This is a genomic window from Halobiforma nitratireducens JCM 10879, assembly GCF_000337895.1.
GTDB classification, from domain to species: Archaea; Halobacteriota; Halobacteria; order Halobacteriales; family Natrialbaceae; genus Natronobacterium; species Natronobacterium nitratireducens.
In genome coordinates this window covers 18912-42061 of record NZ_AOMA01000067.1, presented here as the reverse complement: position 1 = coordinate 42061, position 23150 = coordinate 18912, and the positions used below count along the sequence as shown (strand labels likewise).

The 23150-nt window shown below is 65.0% G+C and carries 21 protein-coding genes; 10 read left to right on the top strand and 11 right to left on the bottom strand.

Features of this window, described 5'->3' with window-relative positions:
* Positions 1-11 precede the first annotated feature (11 nt).
* Positions 12-266 (bottom strand): hypothetical protein, encoded by a 255-nt coding sequence (locus C446_RS06180; protein WP_006672220.1) that lies wholly within the window; start codon positions 264-266, stop codon positions 12-14.
* 125 nt (positions 267-391) lie between these two features.
* On the opposite strand from C446_RS06180, the gene artA reads away from it, so the two are divergent.
* Both artA and C446_RS06170 read left to right on the top strand, forming a co-directional pair.
* On the top strand, positions 392-1417 hold the full coding sequence (gene artA / locus C446_RS06175) for an archaeosortase A (RefSeq protein WP_006672219.1): 1026 nt from the start codon (positions 392-394) through the stop codon (positions 1415-1417).
* Between the two features lie 15 nt (positions 1418-1432).
* Positions 1433-2167, top strand: a complete 735-nt coding sequence (locus C446_RS06170) for a metallophosphoesterase (protein ID WP_006672218.1) — start codon at positions 1433-1435, stop codon at positions 2165-2167.
* Between the two features lie 103 nt (positions 2168-2270).
* Here the strand turns inward: C446_RS06170 and C446_RS06165 are convergent, their stop codons facing one another.
* The 7 genes from C446_RS06165 to gatB form a co-directional block, all read right to left on the bottom strand.
* Positions 2271-2684, bottom strand: coding sequence for an EamA family transporter (locus C446_RS06165; RefSeq protein ID WP_006672217.1), 414 nt, complete (start codon positions 2682-2684; stop codon positions 2271-2273).
* 96 nt (positions 2685-2780) lie between these two features.
* Positions 2781-3248, bottom strand: coding sequence for a hypothetical protein (locus tag C446_RS06160; RefSeq protein WP_006672216.1), 468 nt, complete (start codon positions 3246-3248; stop codon positions 2781-2783).
* Between the two features lie 67 nt (positions 3249-3315).
* Positions 3316-4641 (bottom strand): NAD(P)/FAD-dependent oxidoreductase, encoded by a 1326-nt coding sequence (locus tag C446_RS06155; RefSeq protein WP_006672215.1) that lies wholly within the window; start codon positions 4639-4641, stop codon positions 3316-3318.
* 63 nt (positions 4642-4704) lie between these two features.
* Positions 4705-5133, bottom strand: a complete 429-nt coding sequence (locus C446_RS06150) for an OsmC family protein (RefSeq protein WP_006672214.1) — start codon at positions 5131-5133, stop codon at positions 4705-4707.
* Positions 5134-5346: 213 nt separating this feature from the next.
* A complete protein-coding gene (locus C446_RS06145; protein ID WP_006672213.1) occupies positions 5347-5481 on the bottom strand; it encodes a hypothetical protein in 135 nt (44 codons plus the stop codon).
* 217 nt (positions 5482-5698) lie between these two features.
* The gene (locus C446_RS06140) at positions 5699-6706 is read right to left on the bottom strand and encodes an MBL fold metallo-hydrolase (protein WP_006672212.1); all 1008 of its coding nucleotides are present in this window, start codon (positions 6704-6706) and stop codon (positions 5699-5701) included.
* Positions 6707-6853: 147 nt separating this feature from the next.
* Positions 6854-8350, bottom strand: a complete 1497-nt coding sequence (gatB, locus tag C446_RS06135) for an Asp-tRNA(Asn)/Glu-tRNA(Gln) amidotransferase subunit GatB (protein ID WP_006672211.1) — start codon at positions 8348-8350, stop codon at positions 6854-6856.
* Between the two features lie 132 nt (positions 8351-8482).
* Between gatB and C446_RS19900 the strand changes: the two genes are divergently transcribed.
* From C446_RS19900 to C446_RS06110, 4 genes are all read left to right on the top strand, one after another.
* On the top strand, positions 8483-8836 hold the full coding sequence (locus C446_RS19900; RefSeq protein WP_239639467.1) for a hypothetical protein: 354 nt from the start codon (positions 8483-8485) through the stop codon (positions 8834-8836).
* Positions 8818-9207, top strand: a complete 390-nt coding sequence (locus tag C446_RS19895) for a TrkA C-terminal domain-containing protein (protein ID WP_239639466.1) — start codon at positions 8818-8820, stop codon at positions 9205-9207. Before C446_RS19900 ends, C446_RS19895 begins: the two co-directional genes overlap by 19 nt.
* Positions 9208-9434: 227 nt before the next feature.
* On the top strand, positions 9435-11795 hold the full coding sequence (locus C446_RS17860; RefSeq protein WP_006672208.1) for a PAS domain S-box protein: 2361 nt from the start codon (positions 9435-9437) through the stop codon (positions 11793-11795).
* A gap of 201 nt (positions 11796-11996) precedes the next feature.
* A complete protein-coding gene (locus C446_RS06110) occupies positions 11997-12452 on the top strand; it encodes a universal stress protein (RefSeq protein WP_006672206.1) in 456 nt (151 codons plus the stop codon).
* Between the two features lie 112 nt (positions 12453-12564).
* Here C446_RS06110 and C446_RS06105 read toward each other — a convergent pair whose 3' ends face one another.
* A complete protein-coding gene (locus C446_RS06105) occupies positions 12565-15702 on the bottom strand; it encodes an FAD-binding and (Fe-S)-binding domain-containing protein (protein ID WP_006672205.1) in 3138 nt (1045 codons plus the stop codon).
* A gap of 204 nt (positions 15703-15906) precedes the next feature.
* Positions 15907-17676 carry an L-lactate permease gene (locus tag C446_RS06100; protein WP_006672204.1) on the bottom strand — a complete coding sequence of 590 codons (1770 nt, stop codon included), beginning with the start codon at positions 17674-17676 and terminating at the stop codon, positions 15907-15909.
* Positions 17677-18104: 428 nt separating this feature from the next.
* Here C446_RS06100 and C446_RS06095 point away from each other — a divergent pair, with 428 nt between their 5' ends.
* The 3 genes from C446_RS06095 (at position 18105) to C446_RS06085 (ending at position 21376) form a co-directional block, all read left to right on the top strand.
* Entirely contained in the window at positions 18105-18698 is a 594-nt protein-coding gene (locus tag C446_RS06095; protein ID WP_006672203.1) for a LutC/YkgG family protein, read from the top strand.
* A complete protein-coding gene (locus C446_RS06090) occupies positions 18695-20917 on the top strand; it encodes an LUD domain-containing protein (RefSeq protein WP_006672202.1) in 2223 nt (740 codons plus the stop codon). Before C446_RS06095 ends, C446_RS06090 begins: the two co-directional genes overlap by 4 nt.
* Positions 20918-21091: 174 nt before the next feature.
* A complete protein-coding gene (locus C446_RS06085; protein ID WP_006672201.1) occupies positions 21092-21376 on the top strand; it encodes an amphi-Trp domain-containing protein in 285 nt (94 codons plus the stop codon).
* Between the two features lie 23 nt (positions 21377-21399).
* Here C446_RS06085 and C446_RS06080 read toward each other — a convergent pair whose 3' ends face one another.
* Entirely contained in the window at positions 21400-21924 is a 525-nt protein-coding gene (locus C446_RS06080) for a hypothetical protein (RefSeq protein WP_006672200.1), read from the bottom strand.
* Positions 21925-22128: 204 nt separating this feature from the next.
* Between C446_RS06080 and C446_RS06075 the strand changes: the two genes are divergently transcribed.
* Positions 22129-23004, top strand: a complete 876-nt coding sequence (locus C446_RS06075; protein WP_006672199.1) for a helix-turn-helix domain-containing protein — start codon at positions 22129-22131, stop codon at positions 23002-23004.
* The last annotated feature ends 146 nt before the right edge of the window (positions 23005-23150 follow it).

The window sequence follows — 23150 nt, the reverse complement described above, 5'->3', positions numbered from 1 at the left end:
AGGCGGTGGCTTCACACGCCGTCGACCACGACGTAGTCGGTGAAGACGATTATTTCGCCGACCTCGAGCTCGAGTTCGAGTTCGAAGTCGGTCTCCCCGATCGGCATCGACCCACCGTTTGCCCATAACTCGTAGAACTGTTCGCGTTCGTCCGGCTCGAGCTGATCGACGTGACGGACGGTTGCGGTCGGATCGATCTCGTCGACGCGTCGAAGCGTCACCCGCCGGTCGAGGTGGTCGCTGGTCGACAGTTCGCTGGAAGCCATGATCTATGTTATCGAATGTCATTATATTCCTTAAACGTTTCGTCGGTAGCGGCAGATCGACTGCCTCGAACACCCGGAGTGATACGTCAGGTTGATAGCGCGAGAGTTCATTGGATAACGTGAACATGCCGTCCTCCTTCGCCGTGGCCGGACTCGCCACCGACTCGAGTTCGACTCTCGGCCTCGATGGAGTCGCGGTCGCCCCCGCCGTACTCGCCGGCGTCGGCCTGACGGACGCGCTCGCGTGGATTTCGATCGGCGCGTTCTTCGTGGCACTGCTGGCCCAGTGGCAGGGGGCGGGCGGAGCCGCCCGTCGGATCGGCGCTGCAGCCTGGTTGCTGTTCGGGCTCTTCTGGCTGACGATGGTTCCGTACTACTACTACGAGATCCAGAGCCCGCTCCAGACGCTGCTCTCGCTGGCTGCACTCCCGCTGTGTGCCTATACCGGCTATCTCCTCGTTGGCGGCCGTCAGTCGTTGCTGTTGCTGACGAAAGCGGTCGCGCTGATGGGACTGATCTACCTGCCGGCAGAGACGATTCCGGTGTTCCGGGAGTGGCTGATCGAGACGACCGCGGTCCAGACCCACTACGGGATGGAGCTGCTCGGCCACAGTCCCGGAATCAACGAGGGTCCTGACGGCTATCAGAGCCGGTTCAACTTCGATCCCGACGAAACGGTTACCGGCCGAACGACCTACATCGTCCTCACCTGTACCGGAATCGGGAGCATGGCGATCTTCGGCGGGCTGATCGGGGCCGTCTCCGCACCGCTAAAGCGGAAAGTAGTCGCCCTCGCGGCGGCCATCGGCGTCATCTGGTTCCTCAACCTCACGCGTAACGTCTTCATCGGCCTGGCCTCCCCGTGGGGCTGGTTCCAGCAGGACTGGCTCGTCTCGTTTATGACGACCTACATGGGTGCCGAGGCCAACCGTGTCTCGTACCTCGTTGCACACAACTACATCTCCCAGTTGCTGTCGGTCATCGCGTTGATCGGCATCACCTACCTCGTCGTCCGTATCCTCCCCGAGATACTCGCACCGCTCGAGGAGGTGCTCTACATCCTTTCGGGCAACGAGTACGACCTCTTCGAGGCGCTCGGAAAAGAGGAGTACCGACCCGAGTCACGAGTCGAGACTCGGGCGGCCGATTGACGCCCGACAGCACCCGTGACCGACGACCGAATCGACGTCGACGTCCCGTTCTCGTTCCTCGAGCGTGCAGTCTACGTTCCCGAGGCCGACGCGCTAATCGTCGCCGACCTCCATCTCGGACGCGCGGCCGCTTCGAGCGTCGACGCACCGATCGACGACGGGACGGACATCCGGGATCGACTCGCCGCGTTGCTCGAGCGCACCGTGCCCGAGACGGTCGTCGTCGCCGGCGACCTGCTGCACTCGTTCGACCGCGTCCCGCGGGGGCTCGAGCGGGACCTCGACGCCCTCGCGTCGACGGTCGAGACCCACGGTGCGTCGCTCGTGGTGACGCCCGGAAACCACGACACGATGCTCTCGGAGGTCTTCGACGGTGAGACGTCGCCGACGTACCGGCTCGAGGACGGCGAGACGGTAGTCTGTCACGGGCACGAATCCCCGTCCAACGCAGCGGGGGACGCGAGCGCAACCCGGTACGTCGTCGGCCACGACCACCCGGCGCTGTCGATCGACGGTCGAAAACGCCCCTGTTTCCTCTACGGCCCCGACATCTACGAGGGCGCGGACGTGCTCGTTCTCCCGGCGTTCACGCGACTCGCGAGCGGCGCGACGGTCAACGGAATGTGCGCTCGAGACTTTCAGTCGCCGCTCGTTACGGACGCCGATGCCTGCTACCCGGCGGTACGGGATTCCGAGCGCGGCGAGACGCTGTGGTTTCCGCCGCTGGGGGAGTGTCGACGGCTGTTGTGACTTTCGTTTGAGCGGTGCCGAACGGGAGCGCTCGCTGGGGCTCACTTCCCGATTTCGAGCGACCTCGACTCGGACTCGGGGCGAGAAGTTTGTGCGCCCGTGATCAGGAGGACACGAGCACGACCGCGATCACCGCGAGGAGCAACCCGACCACGTTGGTCGGCGAGAGTGCTGCATCGAAGTAGAGGACCCCGACGACCGCGGGGATGACGAAGTACAGCGCGGCGATCGCCGAGACGATAGCCATGTTGCCGTGGGTGAGTCCGGCGTAGAAGCTGATCGTGCCGACGGCGAGGAACACGCCCGACAGCAGCGCGAACGTGATTTCCATACGGGTGCCGACGATGGGCTCTCGCGTGAAGAGGACGTAGCCGCCAACGATGGCGAGACTCGCCACGTACGAGAGGAACACGGCGTTGACCGGAGCCAGCGACCGGGTCGCGACGCCGGCCGAGACCGCCCAGCCACCGAACAGGACCAGCGCGCCCAACGCGAGTACGATCGCGACGTTGACCATACGACACGGCTGCGGTCCCGCTCTGAAAAGCGGCGTGCTTTCGGGTGGTCTCTGGCCGCTTTCGACCAGCAGACTGCGGTCGATCCGAACCGTCAGTTACGATTCGCTTCGACGGCCGCGAATCCATCCCACGACGCCACCGGGAGCAACGGTTGCCAGGAGTGCCCGGCGAATCACCACGACCGCGAGGACCGTTCCCGAGACGAAGACGAAAAGCGGTGCGACGTGGACGCCACCACCGGTGTGAAACAGGACGACGGGGACGTCCCAGGCGATCAGCAGCGACGTGACCGCGACCAATACCCCGACGACGGCCGTATCGATTCCCAACCCGTCCGCGACCGCACCGGCGAGCGCGACGAGACAGAGCAGCCCCGGAACGACCGCCGAGGCGAGCAGCGGCGACACCACGAACGACTCGAGTGGTGCGAACAGGGACTCGAGTGCCGGGGCGAAAATCGACGCCCACAGGAGCGGGAACAGCACGGCGGCGGCAACCTCGAGGACGCGAAGCCGGGGCCGCTGTCGGTCCGAAAGGGCGACGTCGAAGCAGGGGAGGGCCATATCCGAACGTTCTCGCACGATAACATACTGTGAGTGCTGGACGCGGGACGGTGCCGCCGTCGACGAGCTACCTCGACAGATCCTCGACGACGGCACTGGCCGCCCGACGACCGCTTTCCATCGCGCCCTGGATCGACGACCAGCGGGTGTAGTCGCCGGCCAGGTAGACCGACCCGTCGGGATCGCGGGGATTCGGAAGACCCTCGTGAAAGCCCGGCGGCTGGTCGAACTGGGCGAACGACACGCGCGCCGTGTGGAGAGGTTCGAACCCGTCGAAGGCTCGTTCGGGGTACCACGACTCGAGGGCCCGCAGCGTGCGATCGGCGAGTTCCTCGTCCGTCTCCTCGCGCTCGCCGAGGTAGGTCGCACTGATGAGGGTCCGATCGTCGGGTGCATACTCCGGCGCGACCTCGCTGTGGGGGACGACGTGGTTGGGCCCCTCGCGCTCGCCGTTCTCGCCGCCGGCGTTCAACAACAGTCGCTTGCCCGTCTCGAGGTCCATCCCCGCCGAAAGGGCGTAATACTGGGTGACACAGGCCCTCGCCTCCGTCGGGATCGCCTCGATGTCGGTCAGGTCGCGAGCGGTCGGAGGGTCAGTCGCGACGACGACGGCGTCGGCCTCGAGCGTGCCGTCGTCGCTCGAGACCGTCACGTCACCGTCGCTCTCGCCGTCGGAGTTCCCTGCCGTCACCGCGTCGGCGGTCACACCCGTCCGAATCGTTCCCCCCTCGTCCGCGACGCGGTCGGCCAACTGGGCCGGAATCGCCTCCATTCCCGTCGCCGGGACGACCGTCTCGCCGTCGGCGAGCGTCCGGAACGTGTACTCGAAGACCTGACTCGAGGTCGACAGCGAGCGATCGAGGGTGATCCCGCCGTAGAAGGGCGCGGCGAAGTTCTCGAGGAAGCGATCGGAAAACCCTCGGTTCCGGAGGTAGGCCGCGATCGACTCGTCGTCGGCCGTATCACTATCGCCACTGAAAATCTCGCCCGGATCGATCCCGCGAAGCGTCCGCCGGAGTTTGGCTACCCGGAGTTTGTCACCGATCGAGAGGTCCGGATTGAGCACCGTCGCGGGGAGTGTCCCCGGACTCCGAAACGGGTCCGCGACCGTCGACCGGTGGTTCGGCCTGGCGATGGTCGCCCCCGGAGCGAATCGTCGGAGATCGAGTCCCTCGAGGTCGAGTTCCCGCTCGACGGCCGGGTAGCCGGTAAACAGCACCTGGAAGCCCCGATCGAACCGGAACCCGTCCCGTTCTATCGTCCGAACGCGACCGCCGACGCGGTCGTTTCGCTCGAGAAGGGAAACCTCGAGTCCGGCACCGGCGAGGTGCCGCGACGCGACGAGACCTGCGAGTCCGCCACCGACGACGATCACGTGCGGAGTCGACTGCATACCCGGCTGTTGGGTAGCGAGGTATAAAATCGTGGACCAAACCACGCAACGTCGCGGCGGCCGTCAGGCCGATTCGCTCTCGAGTGTGAGACCGATCGACGTCTCGTTCGCTACGTTGTCGGTGATCGGGCACCGCCGTTCGACGGCTGCCAGCCACTCCTCGAGTGTCTCCTCGTCGGCGTCGGAGTCGACGACGACGGAGACCTCGAGGCCCTGGAGCCCTGGACGGTCGTCGGTTTCCTCACCGCGATAGGCGGCGTAGTCGACGCCGCTCTCGACGGTGACCGTCAGATCGTCGAGCCGGATGTCCATGTCACGCGCGACCATCGTCCCGGTGGAGTTCAGACAACCAAGCACGGCACCGAGGAAGTACTCGATAGGGTTTACGTCCTTGCCGACCACGAACTCGGCGTCGTCGGTGTCGATCCGCATTCGTTTCGGACTCTGTCGCTCGCCGGTCAGTTCGTACGTCGTCAGTTCGTCGCCTGCCATACCGGAACCGACGTTTCGGTATCGCTTAAGTCTTGTTCGGATTCCACTATACTGGGAACAGCTGGTGACGCGCCGCTCGAGAACTGGCTGGACGTGTCTGCGTGGTGTCCCGGTCCCGTCGGTTCACGATTCCCGTCCGACCCCGAGGCACTCGGCCTGCTCCGCCTGTAGATCGACTCCGTTACAGCGGTGGCGAAGCGAAATGCCTGCAGCTCATATACCGAACAGCACCCGTAACGCGATTCCAGCCAGAATTACCAGGACACCCAGGATCGTAGCGACCGGCGGAATTGGGACGAACAGCAGACCGATCCAGATCAGGATGACGATCGTCGAGAACTCGACCATACCGCCGTGTCGACGCGCCGACCGATAGTGGTGAGGCCGGCATTGCCAGATGGGAAACGTCGCGCCAACGACAGGGGCAGGAACAGGAACAGGGATAGGGACAGGAACAGGGATAGGGACAGGAACGAGAAGACGAGGACCCGTCTCATACGGTTTACTGTAATCGATTGCCGACCCCGTTCTAGCAATCGGCGGTACACAGTTACAGCGATCCGTATCAGGCTCTCGGCTCTGTTTCCGGCCTCGATAGAACGTCGTCGAGATCGAGTTCGTCGGTCTCCTCGAGCAGTCGGTACGCCCCATCCTCGAGGGCGACGGCCCCCTCGTGCCGGAGATGATCGAGATGCGCGTACGCTTCGCCGGGCCCATGGAGGATGTGGATACCCTCGAGATCGCCAAAGAGGTGGGCGCTAACCGTCCAGGGATCGGCCGGGCCGTGCTCCTCGAGCACGTCGAGGACGTTCGCGGTACGCTCGCGGTGGTGTTCGGCAATCGTCAGCGCACGGTCGGTCGGGTCGTCGATAGGGTCGCGGTGGCCGGGCCAGACCCGATCGTACTCCCGGTCGGCGATCCGCTGGAGCGTCTCGAGGTACTTCGCGAGCGGGCGGTCGACGCGGACGTCCGCACCACCCACGTTCGGGGTGTAGACGGGGAGGACGGCGTCGCCGACGAACGCCTCGAGGCCGCCGTCTGCTTCGAACTCGAAGCAACACAGGCCGGCGGCGTGGCCGGGCGCGTGGACGGCCTCGAGTCGGTATCCGCCGACCTCGAGCACGTCGCCGTCTTCGATCGGCGTCGCCTCGAGGGGGTCGCCCGCGATCCCCTCGGAGGCCTCGAGGAACGCGAGCAGTTCGTTCCGCGGTTCTTCGGGGACGCCCCACTGTGTGAGGTACTCGCGACGACGTTCGTCGAGAGCCTCGAGAGCGTCGGCGCTGCCCTCGACGAGCGGGGCATCGGCTTCGTGGACGTAGACGGTGGCATCGCTCTCGGCCTGTATTTCGCCCGCCAGCCCGGAGTGGTCCGGATGGAAGTGTGTCAGGACGATAGCGTCGACGTCGGCGTACTCGTAGCCGCGTTCGGCAAGCCCCTCCCGGAGGTCCGAACGGACGCCGGGGGTCGCGACTCCGGTGTCGACCAGCGCCAGCGACCCCTCGGCGTCGTCCGCAAGCAAGTAGGCATTGTTGCGCCCCTCGAACTCCTCGTTGCCCAGCGAGATGCGGTCCATGTGCCAGCCAATCGGCCTGACGATATTAATTCGACGGATATCAGGACGGTACGCTGGTAACCGCTCCCGGCGAGCGATCGAACGAATGGGAGACACCGACTCGAACTCGAGCAACGTCTCGGCCGGACGGTCGACCGACCGACGGGATCAGCCGTCCAGTTCGGCCCGGAGCAACTGATTGACGTCGCCGGGGTCGGCACTGCCGCCGGTCTTTTGCATCACCTGGCCGACGAGAAAGTTGATCGCGCCGTCGTCGCCCGACTCGTAGTCTTCGACGGCGTCGGGGTTCTCCTCGATCGCCGCGAGGACCGCTTCCTGGACCTCACTCTCGTCGGTCTTGCCGAGTCCTTCCGCTTCGACGATCTCGTCGGGCCCTTTTCCGTCGTCGAGCATCGACCGAAGGACCGTCTCGCGGGCGTTTTTCGCCGTAATCTCGTCTTCGGCGACGAGTTCGACGAGGCGAGTGACTTCCTCGAGACGACCCTCCATCTCCGTGATCTCCATGTCACGGTAGTTGAGTTCCCCGAGCAGGTTGTCCGCGACCCACGTCGCCGCGAGGTCGGGATCGAACTCGCTCGCGACGGTCTCGTAAAAGTCCGCGACCTGCTTCGTGGACGTGAGTTTGGAGGCGGCTTCCTCGTTCAGCCCGTACTCTTCCTGGAACCGCTCGCGGCGGGCCCGCGGGAGTTCCGGAATCGCGATCTCTTCTTTCCAGTCCGAGACCTGCAGCGGCGGCAGGTCGGCTTCCTCGAAGTAGCGGTAGTCTTTCTCCTCTTCCTTCGAGCGCATCGAGACGGTGATCCCGCGGGACTCGTCCCAGTGGCGGGTCTCCTGTTCGACCGCGCGGCCCCGCTGGATGGCGTTTTTCTGTCGCGTCTCCTCGTAGGCCAGTGCCTTCTCGGCACCCTTGTGACTCGAGATGTTCTTGACCTCCGTGCGGTTCGCGGCCTCGAGGGCGTCCTCGCCGATCCCGTCGACATCGTCGCCGTCGATCTCCGCTCCGGGGATGATCGAGAGGTTGGCGTCGATGCGCAGGCTGCCGTCGCGTTCGGCGTCGAAGACGCCCAGATACTCCAGTACCTCCTCGAGTTCGGCGAGGAAGGCTCGTACCTCGTCGGGGCTGCGGAAGTCGGGCGCGGTGACGATCTCCATCAGCGGCGTTCCCGCACGGTTGTAGTCGACCAGTGTGTACTCCGCCGAGTCGATCCCCCCGCCCCCGCCGACGTGCTGGAGGCTTCCGGGGTCTTCCTCGAGGTGTGCACGCTCGATGGTGACGGTGCGACGATCACCTTCGACGGAGAGTTCGAGTTCGCCATCGGCACAGATCGGCTCGTCGTACTGGGTGATCTGGAAGTTCTTGGGCAGGTCAGGGTAGTAGTAGTTCTTGCGGTGGAACCGCGTCTCCTCGGGGATGTCGGCGTCGATCGCCTTGCCGATCTTGACGGCTGCCTCGACGGCCCCCTCGTTGAGAACGGGAAGCGCGCCGGGTAAGCCGAGACAGACCGGACAGACGTGTTCGTTTGGCTCTGCCGTCGGCTCGGTCGAACAGCCACAGAAGATCTTCGTGTCGGTTTCCAGCTGGACGTGGACCTCGAGGCCGATGACGGTCACGAGGTCGCCCTGCTGGACGGTTTGGGCAGTCATTGCCCGCCGATTCGGGCCGGTGGCGGTAAAGCGTAACGGGACGGAGCCGCGAGTCCCGACTCGAGGAGGTCTGACAGTCGATACGAACGTTCGTTACGGGCTCGTGAGAACAGAACGGAGCCACATGGAACGGTGCAACGACGCGCGGTGAAGACGATCGCGGGTATCGTCGTGCTCGTCTTCCTCACGTCGCTGGTCTATCACTACATCATGGTCGTCTTCGAGGGCCGCTCGCCGAGCTATTTTCACTCGACGCAGGTCGTCGTCGAGACGTTTACCGGGACCGGGTACGGCTCCGACTCCCCCTTGGAGTCGGTCGTCGGCAACCTCTTTGTCGTCACGATGGACCTCAGTACCGGCCTGATCTCGTCTATCGTTCTCCCGTACCTTCCAGCCCGTCCTCGAGCAGACGCTCTCGCCGTCGCTGCCGACGGAGACGGACCTCGCGGATCACGTCGTGGTGGGTGTTGGTCGCGCGTGAACTGACTGCCGACATCGATATCGTGGTTCGGGTAAACGATTCGACGAACGAAACCAAGGTGCGCCGGGCGGGAGCCGACTACGTTCTCACCCTACCCGACATCATCGGTCGGTTGCTCGTAGTCGACGTACTCCGAGAGGAGATCATCTCCTACGACCGACAACTGAAGATCGTCCGGTTCGAAGCCGATCCGCTCTCGGGTCGAGCCGTCGCGAACACGTCGCTTCCGGACCTGAACTGGACACTCATCGCGGTCGAACGGTCGGACGAGATCGTCACCGATCCCGCGCCGTCGTTCGAGTTCCGGCGCGGCGACAACCTGTTGCCCGCCGGTGACGACGACGCGATCGACGCGTTCAGATCGGAACTCGAGTGAGCGGACCGACTTCCCACCATCGCCGACTCTGGGCCCCCTCTCGAACCCGCGGTCGCCGCTATAAACTCTCACCTGGTTTTCACTCGTCTCTCCACAGCCGCGTCTTTCTCGAATCGAATAACCAGTACAGCTATTCGTTCAACACACGTTATGGAAATACTTCACGGCCTCTTGGATGCCGAGAAGAAACTACTAGATTTTTGTTCGTAACGTCGGTACTGGTAGGCATGAGGGGGACGCTCGAGGTACTGACGGTCGGGGATGCCGTTCCACCGACAACTCAATCGCAGTTGTCGGAACGGGAGGTTCGGGTGCGGTCGGCCGATCTCGTCGACGGACGACTCGCGGGCTCACAGACGGAGTCCGACCAGCGTATCGACTGCGTGGTGATGGCGGCCGAGGCCGTTGTCGAGACCGACGACGAGCCGTCGATCCGGCTCGAGGGGATTCGTGGCGAGCCGGCGATCGTCGCCGTCACCGAGGGTGCACCGTCGCCCTCGCTGCTCGAGTCAGACGTGACCGCCTTCGTCAGAGCCGTCGACATCCGAAGCCGTGCCGATGTCCTCCTGAACCGCGTTCGAACTGCCGTCGCCTCGAAGGCGATCGACGGAGGGCCGTCGTCCGTCGAACGGGACGAACCGGTCGACGACCGGGCGGTAACCGAGCAACTCGAGCGCGCGACCGAGGCCTTGCGGGCGGTACAGCGGGTCGACGGCGACCCCGATCGGGATGCAGCCGAGACGATCGGTCGACTCCTGCAGACTGCGGCCGAACAGCTCGACTATCCGATCGGCTACGCGACGCGGATCGAGGGCGATTCCCAGGAGATACTCGCAGCCGTCGGCGATCACGCTGCTATCGACCCCGGCGCGGTCGACCCACTCGAGGAGACGTACTCTCGACACACGCTCGAGGCCGACGAACCGATCGTCCTCCAGGACGCGCTCGCGGAGGGGTGGGACGACGATCCGGCGTTCGAACGGTTCGGGCTCCGGTGTTACGTCGGGGCACACGTGACCGTCGACGACGACTGCTACGGCGCGCTCTGTTTCGCCGATCGTGAACCCCGCGACGATCTCGAGATCGAACTCCAGCGGTCGATCGTCGAGGCCCTGGCCGAACGCGTCGGGTACGAACTCGAGCGTAGACAGTACGTCGAGACCCTCGAGCGTCGTGAACGCCGGCTCAGCGGGCTGTTCGACGAGGCTCCGGACGGTATCATCGTCCACGACGCTGACGGTACGATCACCGACGCGAACCGCGCGGCCACGGAGCTGCTTGGCTACTCGCGGGACGAACTGATCGGAACCAGTGTGTTCGACATAGCGGTCGGGATCGACCCCGAGACGCTGCGTGACGGCTGGGAATCGCTGTCGGCCGGTGAGACCTTCTCCCTCGAAGGGGTCCACCAGCGTGCCGACGGGACGACGTATCCCGTGGAGGTGTGGGTCACCGACTTCGACGCCGGCGACGAACGGCGGTTCATCACGATGGCCCGCGACATCACCGAGCGGACCGAGCGCAACCGGGAACTGGAACGCTACGAACGCCTCTGGCGACAGCTCCCGATCGGCGTCTGTCAGCTCGATCCGACCGGCGACGGCCGGATCCTCGACGCCAACGAGCGGCTGGTCGAACTCTCCGGTGCGGAGAGCAAATCGGCGCTTCTCGAGATATCCGTCGCCGATTTCTGGGGCGACGACGACACCCCATCGTTCGAACGGGTGCTCGAGGAAGGCTCGGTCGAGTTCGAGCACCCGTTCGAGACGCTCGACGGCCGGACCATCTGGGGACAGGTGACCGTCATCAGCCGCGAGCGACACGGGGAGACGTACCTCGATGTCGTCTTCAAGGACGTGACCGAACGCAAGAAACGAGAGCGGGAGCTCGAAGAGCAGCGTGACGACCTCGAGGTGCTCAACCAGGTCGTTCGCCACGACATCCGCAACGATCTCCAGCTCGTCCAGGCCTACGCGAAGATGCTGGAGCGAACAGTCGACGAGGACGGCAAAGACCACCTCGAGATCGTCCGGGAAAGCACCGAGAACGCGATCGAACTCACGGCGACTGCACGCGATCTCGCGGACGTGATGCTCCGATCGGAGGTCGAGAGTCAGCGCATCGCACTCGATGCGACCCTCGAGCGCCAGCTCTCGGAGATTCGCTCGACCTATCCAGACGCTGCGGTCACGATCGAGCAACCGCTGCCGTCGGTCGAGGTCGTCGGCAACGACATGCTCGATGCCGTGTTTCGGAATCTCCTGAAAAACGCGATCCAGCACAACGATACGTCGGTGCCGACGGTCACGATCGACTCGAACCGCGAGGACGGGTACGTCCACGTCCGGATCGCGGACGACGGCCCTGGCGTTCCGGACTCTCAGAAGGAGGAAATCTTCGGCAAGGGCGAAAAGGGGTTGAGAAGCGACGGCACCGGGATCGGCCTGTACCTGGTCCGAGAACTCGTCGACGACTACGGCGGCGAAGTCTGGGTCGAGGACAACGAGCCGCGGGGGGCGATTTTCGTCGTCAGGTTGCCGATCGCGGAGGCGACGACCGACGACCGCGATGCCGACGCTCGCGCATGAACGCGATCGACGACACCGTCGCCCGACACCGCAGTCCGGAGACTCCGTCCCTTCGAACTCGCCGCGACACATCGAACCGATCGACCGAAGCCCACGTCCGACCACCCACACCAGGATGATCCGAACACGATTCGAGAGCGCCAAGACGGATGCACCGATACCGAAACGACATCGTCACGACGCGATGAAGGTGATCGGGCGATGACGTTCGTCGTCCCGTTCGACGGGACGGCGCTATCCCGCGCCGCGTTGTTGCGTGCCGATCGATTCAGCACAGTCCTCGAGAAGGACGTGGTCGCAGTAACCGTCGTCCCGAAGGGCAACGCCGAGTACGCCCACGAGAAGGGCTGGCTCGAGGACGACGAATCGTTTTCGTTGCGGACGGTGCTGTCCCGGGTTCACCAAGACGTCGTCGATACGGTACCCCAGGCGAACTTTCGACACGTGGTCGTCGATCGATACGCGTCGCCGGGAACGGTCGCGACGCGCCTTCGACGGGTCGCTCGAGAGGTCGACGCCTCGATGGTGTTCATCGGGAGCGAAAACGCCGGCCGGATCGTGAACAACATCAGCAGCGTGGGTGCGACCGTCGCGGCCGAGCGAACCTACGACGTCGTCATCGTCAGAAGCGAAATCGAGCCGGACCGACCCGATTGATCGGCTTCGCTGTCGTTTCGAATGTAGCAAGCGTACGGACGACCGAGGAAGCAGGTCGGGCACCAGTCGACCGTCGAGATACTCGAGATACGAGAGGAGCCGAGGACGGTGGTTAGCGGCCGATGCCGTCGGCTCCGGACCCTGACCCGGACCCAGTTCCGGCCACGCCTCCGCCCTCGAGGGCCTCGGCGACGACCTCGATCGGCGTCGGCGGCTCCGCGGTCTCGCCGGGTCGATCCTCGAGTTGGGTGCGACACGACGCGCCGGGGGCGACGACGCGGTCGCCCTCGCTCTCGTCGACCTGATCGTAGAGCACGCCTGCGATGGCCATGCTCATCGAATAGTGTTCGGCTTCGTAGCCAAAGGAGCCGGCCATCCCACAGCACGTCGAGTCGAGGGGATCGACGGCGTAGCCAGCCCGGCGGAGAACCCCGACCGCGTGGTGATCCTTCGCGTGGGCTTTCTGGTGACAGTGGCCGTGGTACGCGAGGTGATCGTCGGGGGCGGCAAACGCGAGTTCGCGATCGAGATCGAACCGGTCGAGATACTCACAGATGCCGTAGGCGTTCTCCGCGACGGCCCGGACCTCATCGTGGTCGAAGAGATCGAGGTAGTCCGACTGGACCATGACGGCGTCGGACGGTTCGATCAACACCACGTCGTAGCCGTCCTCGACGTACGGCAACAGCGCGTGGACGGTGTCGTTCGCGTTCTCGGCTGCCTCGTCGAGCATCCCCTTCGAGTATGCCGGTCGGCCGACATCGCGCGGATCGGCAATCTCGACGTGGACGCCGGCGGCCTCGAGCACCTCGAGTGCGGCCTCGCCGGCCTCGGGGTACTCGTGGTTGGTGTAGACGTCGGGGACGAGGACGACCTTGTGGTCGGCCTCGGTCGGGGAGACCGCCGGTCGGTGGTCGGCGACCCGCTTCGCGAAGGTGTTCCGGCGGAACGTCGGCAGGTCGCGTTCGCGGGAGATGCCGAGGACTTTTTCGGCGATGAGGCCGCTTCCGGGCACTTTCGTCGCCCAGTTCGACAGCGGCGCGGTCGCCGAGCCGAGCTTCGCCAGGCTCTCGAAGTTGGCGAACATTCGGTCCCGGAGCGAGGTCCCGTGGCGTTTGTGGTGCTCGTAGGTGAGTTCGGCTTTCATCTTGGCCATGTCGACCCCGCTTGGACAGTCGTGTTTGCAGCCCTTACAGCCGATACAGAGGTCGAGCACTTCCTCGACGAACTCGTCGCTGAACTGCTCGTCGGCGTCGAGTTCACCGCTCATCGCCTGACGAAGGGCGTTCGCACGCCCGCGGGTCGAGAGAATTTCCTCGTCTTCGGCACGGAACGTCGGACACATCACGCCGCCGGTAGTCGACTGCTCGCCGCGACAGCCGCCACAGCCGTGACAGAGTTCGACCATTCCCTGGTACCCATTGTCGTTGTGCCACTCGAGGTTCGACTCGAAGCCGGCGTCGAACTCGTAGTCCGGGCCGAACCGGTGGTTCTCCGTCATGTCCGTCGGGTTCTCCTCGCGGAAGACGACCTGTCCCGGGTTCAGGAGCCAGTCCGGGTCGAACACCGTCTTCAGCTCCTGGAACGTCTCCCACATCTCGTCGCCGTACAGTTTCCGGTTCCACTGGGTGCGGGCGCGGCCATCGCCGTGCTCGCCCGAAACGGAGCCGTCGTATTCGACGACGAGGTCGGTCACGTCGTCGGTGATCGCCTCCATCGCCTCGAGTCCGCCCTGGGTCTTCGTGTTCACCAGCGGACGGATGTGAAGGACGCCTGGGCCGGCGTGGGCGTAGAAGCTAGCGTAGGTCTCGTGATCCTCGAGGACTTCCTGGAAGTCGGCGACGAACTCCCGGAGGTTCTCCGGCGGAATGCCGGTGTCCTCGATGAAGGCGACGTGTTTCTCGTCGGTCGTCCGCGAAAGCAAGATCGGGAGCCCGGACTTGCGGAGTTTCCATATCTTCGCGCGGCTGTCGGCGTCGTAGGCCTCGAGGGCGTCGAACGCCAGGGCGTCGGCGTCGGTAATCGTCCGCGCGTCGTCGTCCTCGTCGTCGGCCTCGCCTTCGGGATCGGCGTCCGGACAGCGGTCGGCAAGCAAGTTCGCGACCTTTCGTTTGCCGTCCGCGACGTCGTCGGCGTAGAACTCGACGATCAGGACCGCGGCGGTCCCCTCGGGGAGCATCTCCGCGACCGAGGCGAACTCGGGCGTCTCCCGTGCGAGGTCGATCATCACGTCGTCGAGTACCTCGACTGCGGCGGGGTCGTGCTCGACGATCGGCTCGACGTCGTCCATCGCATCGAGCACTGTATCGTAGGCCAGCAACGCCATGCTCTTTTCCTCCGGGACGGTCTCGAGCGAGACGGTCGCTTCGGTGACGATCGCCAGCGTCCCCTCGCTCCCACAGAGCAGTTTCGCGAGGTTGACCGTGCCGCCCTCGGCGTCGGGTTCGCCGATACCGCGTTCGGTGCCTCGTGCATCATCGACCAGCCAGTCGAGATTGTACCCCGACACGTTTCGCTTGAGGTCCGGATACACTTCTTCGACGAGGTCGCCTTTCTCCTCGAGAATCCGTGCGACCTCTGCGTAGATCGCTGCCTCGAGGTCGTCGCCGTCGGCTAACTCGGGGAGGTCGTCGATGTCGACCTCGCCGAAGGTGGTGACGGTACCGTCCGCGAGGACGACCTCGACTTCCTCGACGTAGGCGTCGGTCTTTCCGTACTGCAGGGAGTGAGCACCCGTCGAGTTGTTGCCGATCGCGCCGCCCAGGGCACTCTTGTCGCCCCAGGCTGGGTCGGGCGCGAACTTCAGGTCGTGCGATTCGAGTTTCTCGTTGAGCGACTCGAGGTAGATTCCAGTCTGGGCGGTCGCGAGTCGTTCGTCGGGGTCGATCTCGACGACATCGTCCATGTACGTCGTGAAATCGAGGACGACGGCTTCGTTGACCGTCTGGCCCGCGAGGCTGGTTCCCCCGCCCCGCGGCAGGACCGGAATCCCCTCGTCGGCACAGTAAGTCACGACGCGGGCGACGTCGGCGGTCGTCTTCGGGAAGACGACGCCGATCGGCGTCACCTCGTAGATGCTCGCGTCGGTGGCGTACAGCTGTCGCGAGTAGGAGTCGAACCGCACGTCGCCGGTGACGCGACGCTCGAGTTCGGCGACGAGGTCGGGTCGTTCGACATCGTCGCTACGGTAGTCGTAGTCGGCGTTCGGATCGTCCGCTGGGTCTCCGCGTGTGGGTGGTGTGATCGTCATATGGCAGTGTCGAGTCGGCAGTCGGATACAGCAGCGAGTGCTGTTGGACGTAATTCGCGTTCGGTTCCGGTACGTTCGTGTGTCGGTTCGGTGTTGGAGTCGGAGCCGGATACGGACACGGGTTACGGCGAGATCGTCGCTGTCGCCGAACGGCCGTATCGGCCAGCGAACCGCCCCGAGGTCGACCGCCGCTCTCGCGGACGGTCAGAAGACCGTCGGGAACAGCACGTAGACGAACAGCGTCGTCAGGAGCCCGCCCCCGATCAGGTAGTAAGCGAGCGGAATGAGGTTGAGTCGGATCACGCGTCCGGTCTTCCCGACCAGGCCGACGGTCGCCAGTGCCGCGATCACGTTGTGGATCGCGATGACGTTCCCGATCGCAGCGCCGATCGACTGTGCGCCGACAAGCAGCTGTGTCGGCATTCCGAGAGTCTGGGCGACTTCGAACTGGAACGCGCTGAACGTGATGTTACTGACCGTGATCGAGCCCGCGATGAACGCGCCGAGCGCGCCGACTGCCGGCGCGATCATCGGGTACGCAGGGCCGATCGCCGAGGCGGTCGCCTCCGCGAGGACGACGATCATGCTCCCGTCGGGTACCGCGGCGGCTGCCACGACATCTGCTTCGACGTGTGAGTACGTCTCGAGCATGATCTCGACCATCGCGATGACGAACACGAGCGCGATCAGGGGCGAAACGATCTTGCTGCCGGCTTCCCGCCACGCGCCGGCGACCTGATCGGTGTCCATCCGGAACAGCGGGATCGCAAGCAGTGCGCTGAGCACGAGCCAGGTGCCGGGCACGTAGGCCCAGTCGACCGCACCGCCGAGTTCGGTGCCGAGGATCGCCGACCACTCGAGGGCCGGGCCGATCGAGAACTCGCCGACACCGGTATCGAGGGCAGCGATGGGGCCGCCCTGCAGGAAGTCGGCGATAGGTTCGATCACGCGAGTGGCGATCAGGAGGACGACGAGGATCACGTACGGCGACCAGGCACGCACCAGCGACATCGACTCCTCGCCACCCATCGCGGCGTCGGTCTCGTCGCTCCCCGGTTCGATGGTGCCGACCCAGTAGTCGGGCCACTCTTCGCGGGGCGGGAACGTCCAGGTGTCGTCGGGCTCGAGATAGCCGGCACGGAGCACGGACACGACGACGGCTCCGCCGACCATCGCGGCGAACAGCGATGGAAGCTCGGGGCCGATGAACCAGGCCGTCAACGCGTACGGGACCCCGAACGCGACCCCGGAGAACAGACAGAGCGGAACGACGCTCGTGACCGGAGCCAGCGACCGCTCTTCTGGATCACCGAAGAAGTAGACGACCATCCCGACGGCAAAGAGTGGCATCAACACGCCGAGGATAGCGTTGAACACGGCGGCCCAGGCACCGGCCGAGGCGGAGTAGGCCCCGACAGTCATCCCCTCGGCTGCGATCGTCGGCTCGACGCTCTCTAACGGCTGCTCGTAGCCGACGATGATCGGCGTGCCGACCGCACCGAACACCGTCGCGACGGCGTGGCCGACAAGCGCCGCGATGACGGCGGCAAGCGCCGGGAACCCGAGCGCGAGTAGCAGCGGCGCGACGACGGCAGCGGGCGTCCCGAACCCGGCGACGCCTTCGATGAACGTCGCGAGGAAGAACCCGAGCAACACGACCTGGACGCGCCGATCCTCGCTGATCGAGGCGAACCCCTCGTTGATCCGGTCGACCGCCCCCGAGCGCATCAGCGTGTAGAGCAACACGAGCGCGCCGAAGACGATCCAGAGAATCTCGATTGCGGCGAGTGCCCCGCCGATACTCGCCGCCATAATCCACTCGAGTGGCATGTCCCAGACCGCGAAGGCGACGACCGCCGCGACGAGCCACGCGACTGGCATCGATCGCTCGGCCGGCCACAGGAACCCGACCAGAAGCACGGCAACGATAACGAGCGGGGCGAGCGCGGCCCCGATTTCTACGAGGCTCGTCATCGTCGCCTCCGTTCGATATCGTACTTATCCCCCTCTGCGTCCTGCCTCGGATCGTCCAGTGGGTCGAGAGGAACCGCCATCGAACGAATTTCGATGGTATGGTACCGTATATCTATCGGAGTCTTTCCGCATTCTTTGTAATATTTTAATACATATTGGTCGACCATGACCTTAACGTGCCCAATTGTACAACCAGGTGGTCGGACGAGGTGGCTCGTCGTTGAAACGCCGCCACTCTCCGACTGGACCACCAAACCCCGTGAAGCGCGAGCAGAACAGCCCGCTGCCTTCCGGCGGATCACCAACGGCCGACCACAGATATCCAGTGCAGGCCACAACGGCCCACGTCGCTACGGCACTACTCGATCAGTGTCAACGAGTCTCCCCCGAACAGAACAGACAAATGCGCGGACTCGAACCACCACGTAATGAGCGTCGAATCACCGTCACCCGTCGAGCGATTCGAAGCCACGCTCGCGGCCCTCGAGGTCTCGATTACTCGTATCGACCCCGACGACGAGTTCGCCCAGTGCCTCGAGACCGTCGTCACCGAGCACGGCCACGATACCGATTCGGTCGTCGGAACGCCGCTCCCGTTTTCGTCGGCGTCGCTTCCCGACTGGGTCGACGACGAGCCGACGCCCGAGACACTGGAGACGGCGACGACCGGCGTCACCGCAGCGTCGCTCGGTATCGCGGACTACGGCAGCGTCGTACTCCCGTCGACGGCCGAAGGGAGCGAGCCGGTGAGTCTCTTCCCGGAGTTACACGTGCCCGTCCTCCGCGAGAGTGACCTCGTGGCGGATATGCCCACTGCGATCGAACGGCTCGGTCCCGAACTGCGAGCGGGCAGGAGCGCGATCGTCGCGACCGGCCCGAGCGCGACCGCCGACATGGGCGCGCTCGTGACGGGAGCACACGGTCCGAAAGACGTTCACGTCGTGTTACTCGAGGACGGGTCGACCGACACGGAGGGCCCGGAGGACGACGACGCTGCCGCAGCTAACGGGGGGAAGGCATGAGCAGCGACGCCCGCAAGACGAAAGCCCAGCGCATCCGTCACCTCCTCGAGACCGAGGGCGAAGCGGTCGAGGAGAACACGATCGGGTTCAACGAGGGTCGCTACGAATCGGTCGCCGACCTCGAGGCGTACGAGGAGCTGAAAGACGAGGCCCGCGCGATCAAGGAGGACGCGATCGAGCGACTGCCGGAGCTGATCGAGGAGCTGCGGGAGACTGTCGAGGAAAACGGCGGAACGCTCTACCTCGCGGACGACGCTGCCGACGCGAACCGGTACATCCGCGAGGTCGCCGAGGAGCAGGCGGCCGACCGCGTCGTCAAGTCGAAGTCGATGACCAGCGAGGAACTCGAGGTCAACGAAGCACTCGAGGAAGACGGCGTCGACGTCGTCGAGACCGACCTCGGCGAGTGGGTCCTCCAGGTTGCCGACGAGGCCCCTTCTCACATCGTCGCGCCGGCGATCCACAAGTCCGAAGCGGAGATTGCCGACCTGTTCAACGCCCAGTTCGATCCCGAGGAACCGCTCGAGACAGCCGAGGAGCTGACGATGTTCGCCCGCGAGCAGCTCGGGGAGCTGATCCGTGACGCCGACATCGGGATGACTGGGGCGAACTTCGTCACGGCTGACTCGGGCTCGATCATGCTCGTAACCAGCGAGGGCAACGCCCGGAAGACGGCCGTCGTACCCGACACCCACGTCGCGGTCGCGGGCGTCGAGAAGATCGTTCCCTCCGTCGAGGACCTGGCACCCTTCATCGAACTGATCGGCCGCTCCGGGACGGGCCAGGACATCACCTCCTACGTCTCCCTGCTGACCCCGCCGGTCGACTCGCCGGTCGTCGACGTCGATGACCCGGACGTCGCGTTCGCCGACCGCGACGACGACCGCGAGTTTCACCTCGTGCTCGTCGACAACGGCCGCATGGCGATGCGCGAGGACGAGCACCTCCGGGAAACCCTCTACTGTATCCGCTGTTCGGCCTGTGCGAACACCTGCGCAAACTTCCAGTCCGTCGGCGGCCACGCCTTCGGCGGCGAGACGTACTCGGGTGGCATCGCGACGGGCTGGGAAGCCGGCGTCCACGGAACCGACAGCGCCGCGGAGTTCAACGACCTCTGTACCGGCTGTTCGCGCTGTGTCGAAGCCTGTCCCGTCAAGATCGACATCCCGTGGATCAACACCGTCGTCCGCGACCGGATCAACCGCGAGGAGGACGGCCAGTTCGACTTCCTCGTCGAGGGGCTCACCCCGGACGAGGAGCCCGGCAGCGTCGACCTCCAGAAGCGGCTGTTTGGCAACTACGAGACGCTCGCGAAACTCGCCTCCGCAACCGCACCGCTGTCGAACTGGACGACGAAGCTCGGTCCCGTCCGCACGCTCATGGAGAAGACCGTCGGGGTCGATCGTCGCCGGCCACTCCCCGAATTCGAACGGCAGACGCTCGTCGACTGGTTCGAGGCCCGCGGCCCGCGCGTCTCGGCCGCCAACGCCGAGCGTGAAGCGGTTCTCTATCCCGACACCTACACCAACTACATCGACGTCGAACGCGGGAAGGCCGCGGTTCGCGTCCTCGAGGCACTGGACGTCCACGTCCGGATTCCGGACGTTCCCGGAAGCGGGCGCGCGCCGCTCTCTCAGGGGATGATCGATACGGCCGACGAGAAGGCAAGTCGGGTGTTCAGCGGTCTCGCAGAACACCTCGACGCCGACCGTGACGTGGTCGTGATCGAACCCAGCGACCTCGCGATGTTCCGCCAGGAGTACGAGAAGTTCCTCCCCGAGGCATCCGCCCAACGACTACGCGAGGGGAGCTACGAGGTCTGCGAGTACGTCTACGGGCTGCTCGAGAACGGGGCCGACGGCGAGGGGCTGCGAACGGGCGAGCGCGGGCCGGACCTCGCCTATCACTCCCACTGCCAGCAACGGACCCTCGGTCTCGACCGGTACACGCGTGCGATCTTCGAGGACCTCGAGTACGACGTCCTCGAGAGCGACGTGGAGTGTTGTGGAATGGCCGGCTCGTTCGGCTACAAGGAGCAGTACTACGAGTTGAGCATGGACGTCGGCGACCGGCTGGCCGACCAGTTCACGACGCCCGAAGCGAGCGACCGGCTGGTCGTGGCAAGCGGCACCTCCTGTGAGGACCAACTCGAGGACCTGCTTGCCCGGGACGCGGTCCACCCGGTCGAAGTACTGGACCCGCGGTCGCGACATCACTGACCACGTCGGTGGCGTCTCGGGGCTCGCGACGACTCACGACGGTTCGCGACGACTCGCGACGGTTCGCGACGGTTCGTAATTCGTCTCTCCTTCGCAGCGAAAGCCCGAGAGAGCAACTATCCCCGACCAGTTCCGTGGCGAGAGTATATATCGACCCGTCACGTAGAGAGGAGTATGCCGGAAGAAGTCCTCTTCGAGACCGAACGCAGCCAGGACCGCGCCGACATCGCCGCGTATCTCCGACAGGTCGCCGACAACCTCGAGGCCGGCGAGCCGATCTCCCTCTCGGCGGGAGACCAGTCGGTGACGATGGAGCCGCCAGCCCGGCCGACGTTCGAGGTGAAAGCCGAACGCGAGGGTCCGACGGACAGTCCAGGCGAGTTGAGTATCGAGTTCGAACTCGAGTGGGACGAGGACGCTGGCGACGGCGACGGGAGCGGCGAACTGCGAATCGAATAGCTGGGTCGTCTCGTCCGTGGCCGTCAGTGTAGCGTTCCCTCCCGAACCTTGTCGTCGTAGGCGAACAGTGCGTACCCCACTTCGGCGGCGCTGTATCCCGTCTCCGCTGTGATGTCTCGAATCGGGTCGATCATCGTCACGTAGTCGTCGGCGTCGAACGACTCTTTGCGCCCCTCGAGGTAGTCCAGCCGCTCGAGGGAAGCCCACACCCGGGTGTCGACGACTGCGTGGCGCTCGGGGTCGTACGCGGCGAGCACGCAGGATGCTGTCGGTGCCTTGAACCCCGAGAGCCCGGTCAGCAGCTGGACCTTCGAGAAATCGTCGTCGACGGCGAGAACGTTCTCGGTCACCGTTCGACACCGCTCGTCGGGATTCGTCTCCACGTGGTAGGCGCTGCGAGTCGAAGACTCGTAGGCGATGTCGTAGAGTTGATCCCGCGTGAGATAGCCTTGCTCGCGGTACGTCTCGCCGAACTCCTCGAGGCGGCTCGGAAGCACGCCCTGGGTTTCGGCGTAGTACTCGAGGTTGTCGGCAACGAACGACTCCATGTGTGACGCTGTCGAGGGCGACCACTCGGTCGTTTCGTTTTCGCCGACCGTGGTCCCCACGCAGGTGTGAGACGGTTTATTATTTTCGTCGGATCGGTCACCGAGCACAACCGTCGGCTCGAGGTGACTCTCACCGCGATTGGGTGGCGGGAAAGGCTACCGGAAGCAAAATTCGTCTATACGTATTCGTGGTGGACTGTTCTGATGACGACGGTCGTCGAACTCGAGGCTCCGGCTGCACGGCTCGGTTTCGCCCGTACGTTCGACCGCGTGTCGACGTTCGAGTTCCGAATCGGCGGGCTCGTCGGGGGCTCCGCACCGCTGGTTCGGCTGACTGGCCCCGATCGGCGTACCGTCGACCGCGCGCTCGAGACTGATCCCTCGGTGGACGTGATCGCGAACGTGGGCGACGGGCCAGCCGGAGTCGCAGGTGCGTCTACCGATTCGCGGTCGCCGTCGACGACTCCAGGACGGGCCGGCGTGCCGAACCGCGAAGCGGACGGCGGGAGTCCGACTGCCGGCCGGCCGAACGACCGACGTTCGAACGGGGGAGGGAACGGAAACGAGCCGACCGGAGGCGGCAGTGCCAGCCCCACCGTCGCCGACGGGAACGTCGACGTCGATGCCGCCCAACAGCGACAGTGGCTGTACCGACTCGCGTTCCACGACGGATTCAAACTGTTTCAGCAGATCGTCCGTGAGAACGACGGTGCGATCCTGGCAGCCAAGGGGCGGGACGATCGGTGGTCCCTGCAGTTGCTCTATCACGACCGCGAATCGGTCTCACAGAGTCACGGGTTGTTCGAACAGTACGAGTTCGAGGTCGAGGTCACGCGCATCAACAGCCCCGAAAACCTCGATCGTGAGCAGTCGCCGCTGACCGACACCCAGTACGAGACGGTCGTCGCTGCACACGAACTGGGATACTTCGACGTGCCACGGGAGATCACACTCGAGGAACTGGCCGCCGAACTCGACGTCTCCCATCAGGCGCTGTCCGAGCGGCTCCGTCGGAGCCACGCCGCGCTCATCAGCGCCGAACTGTCGGACCGCCTCTCTCCGGTCGGGATCGACCTCTGACTCTGGATTGGGCGATCGTTCGTCACGTTGTCTCCGCGCCGAGCAGTGTCACGAGGCCGATCGCTTCCGCCTCGACGACGCGTTCGACGTGACACTCGAGCATGGTCCTTCGCTCGGGGTACCCGTTCGTTCTGACGCTCTTCTAC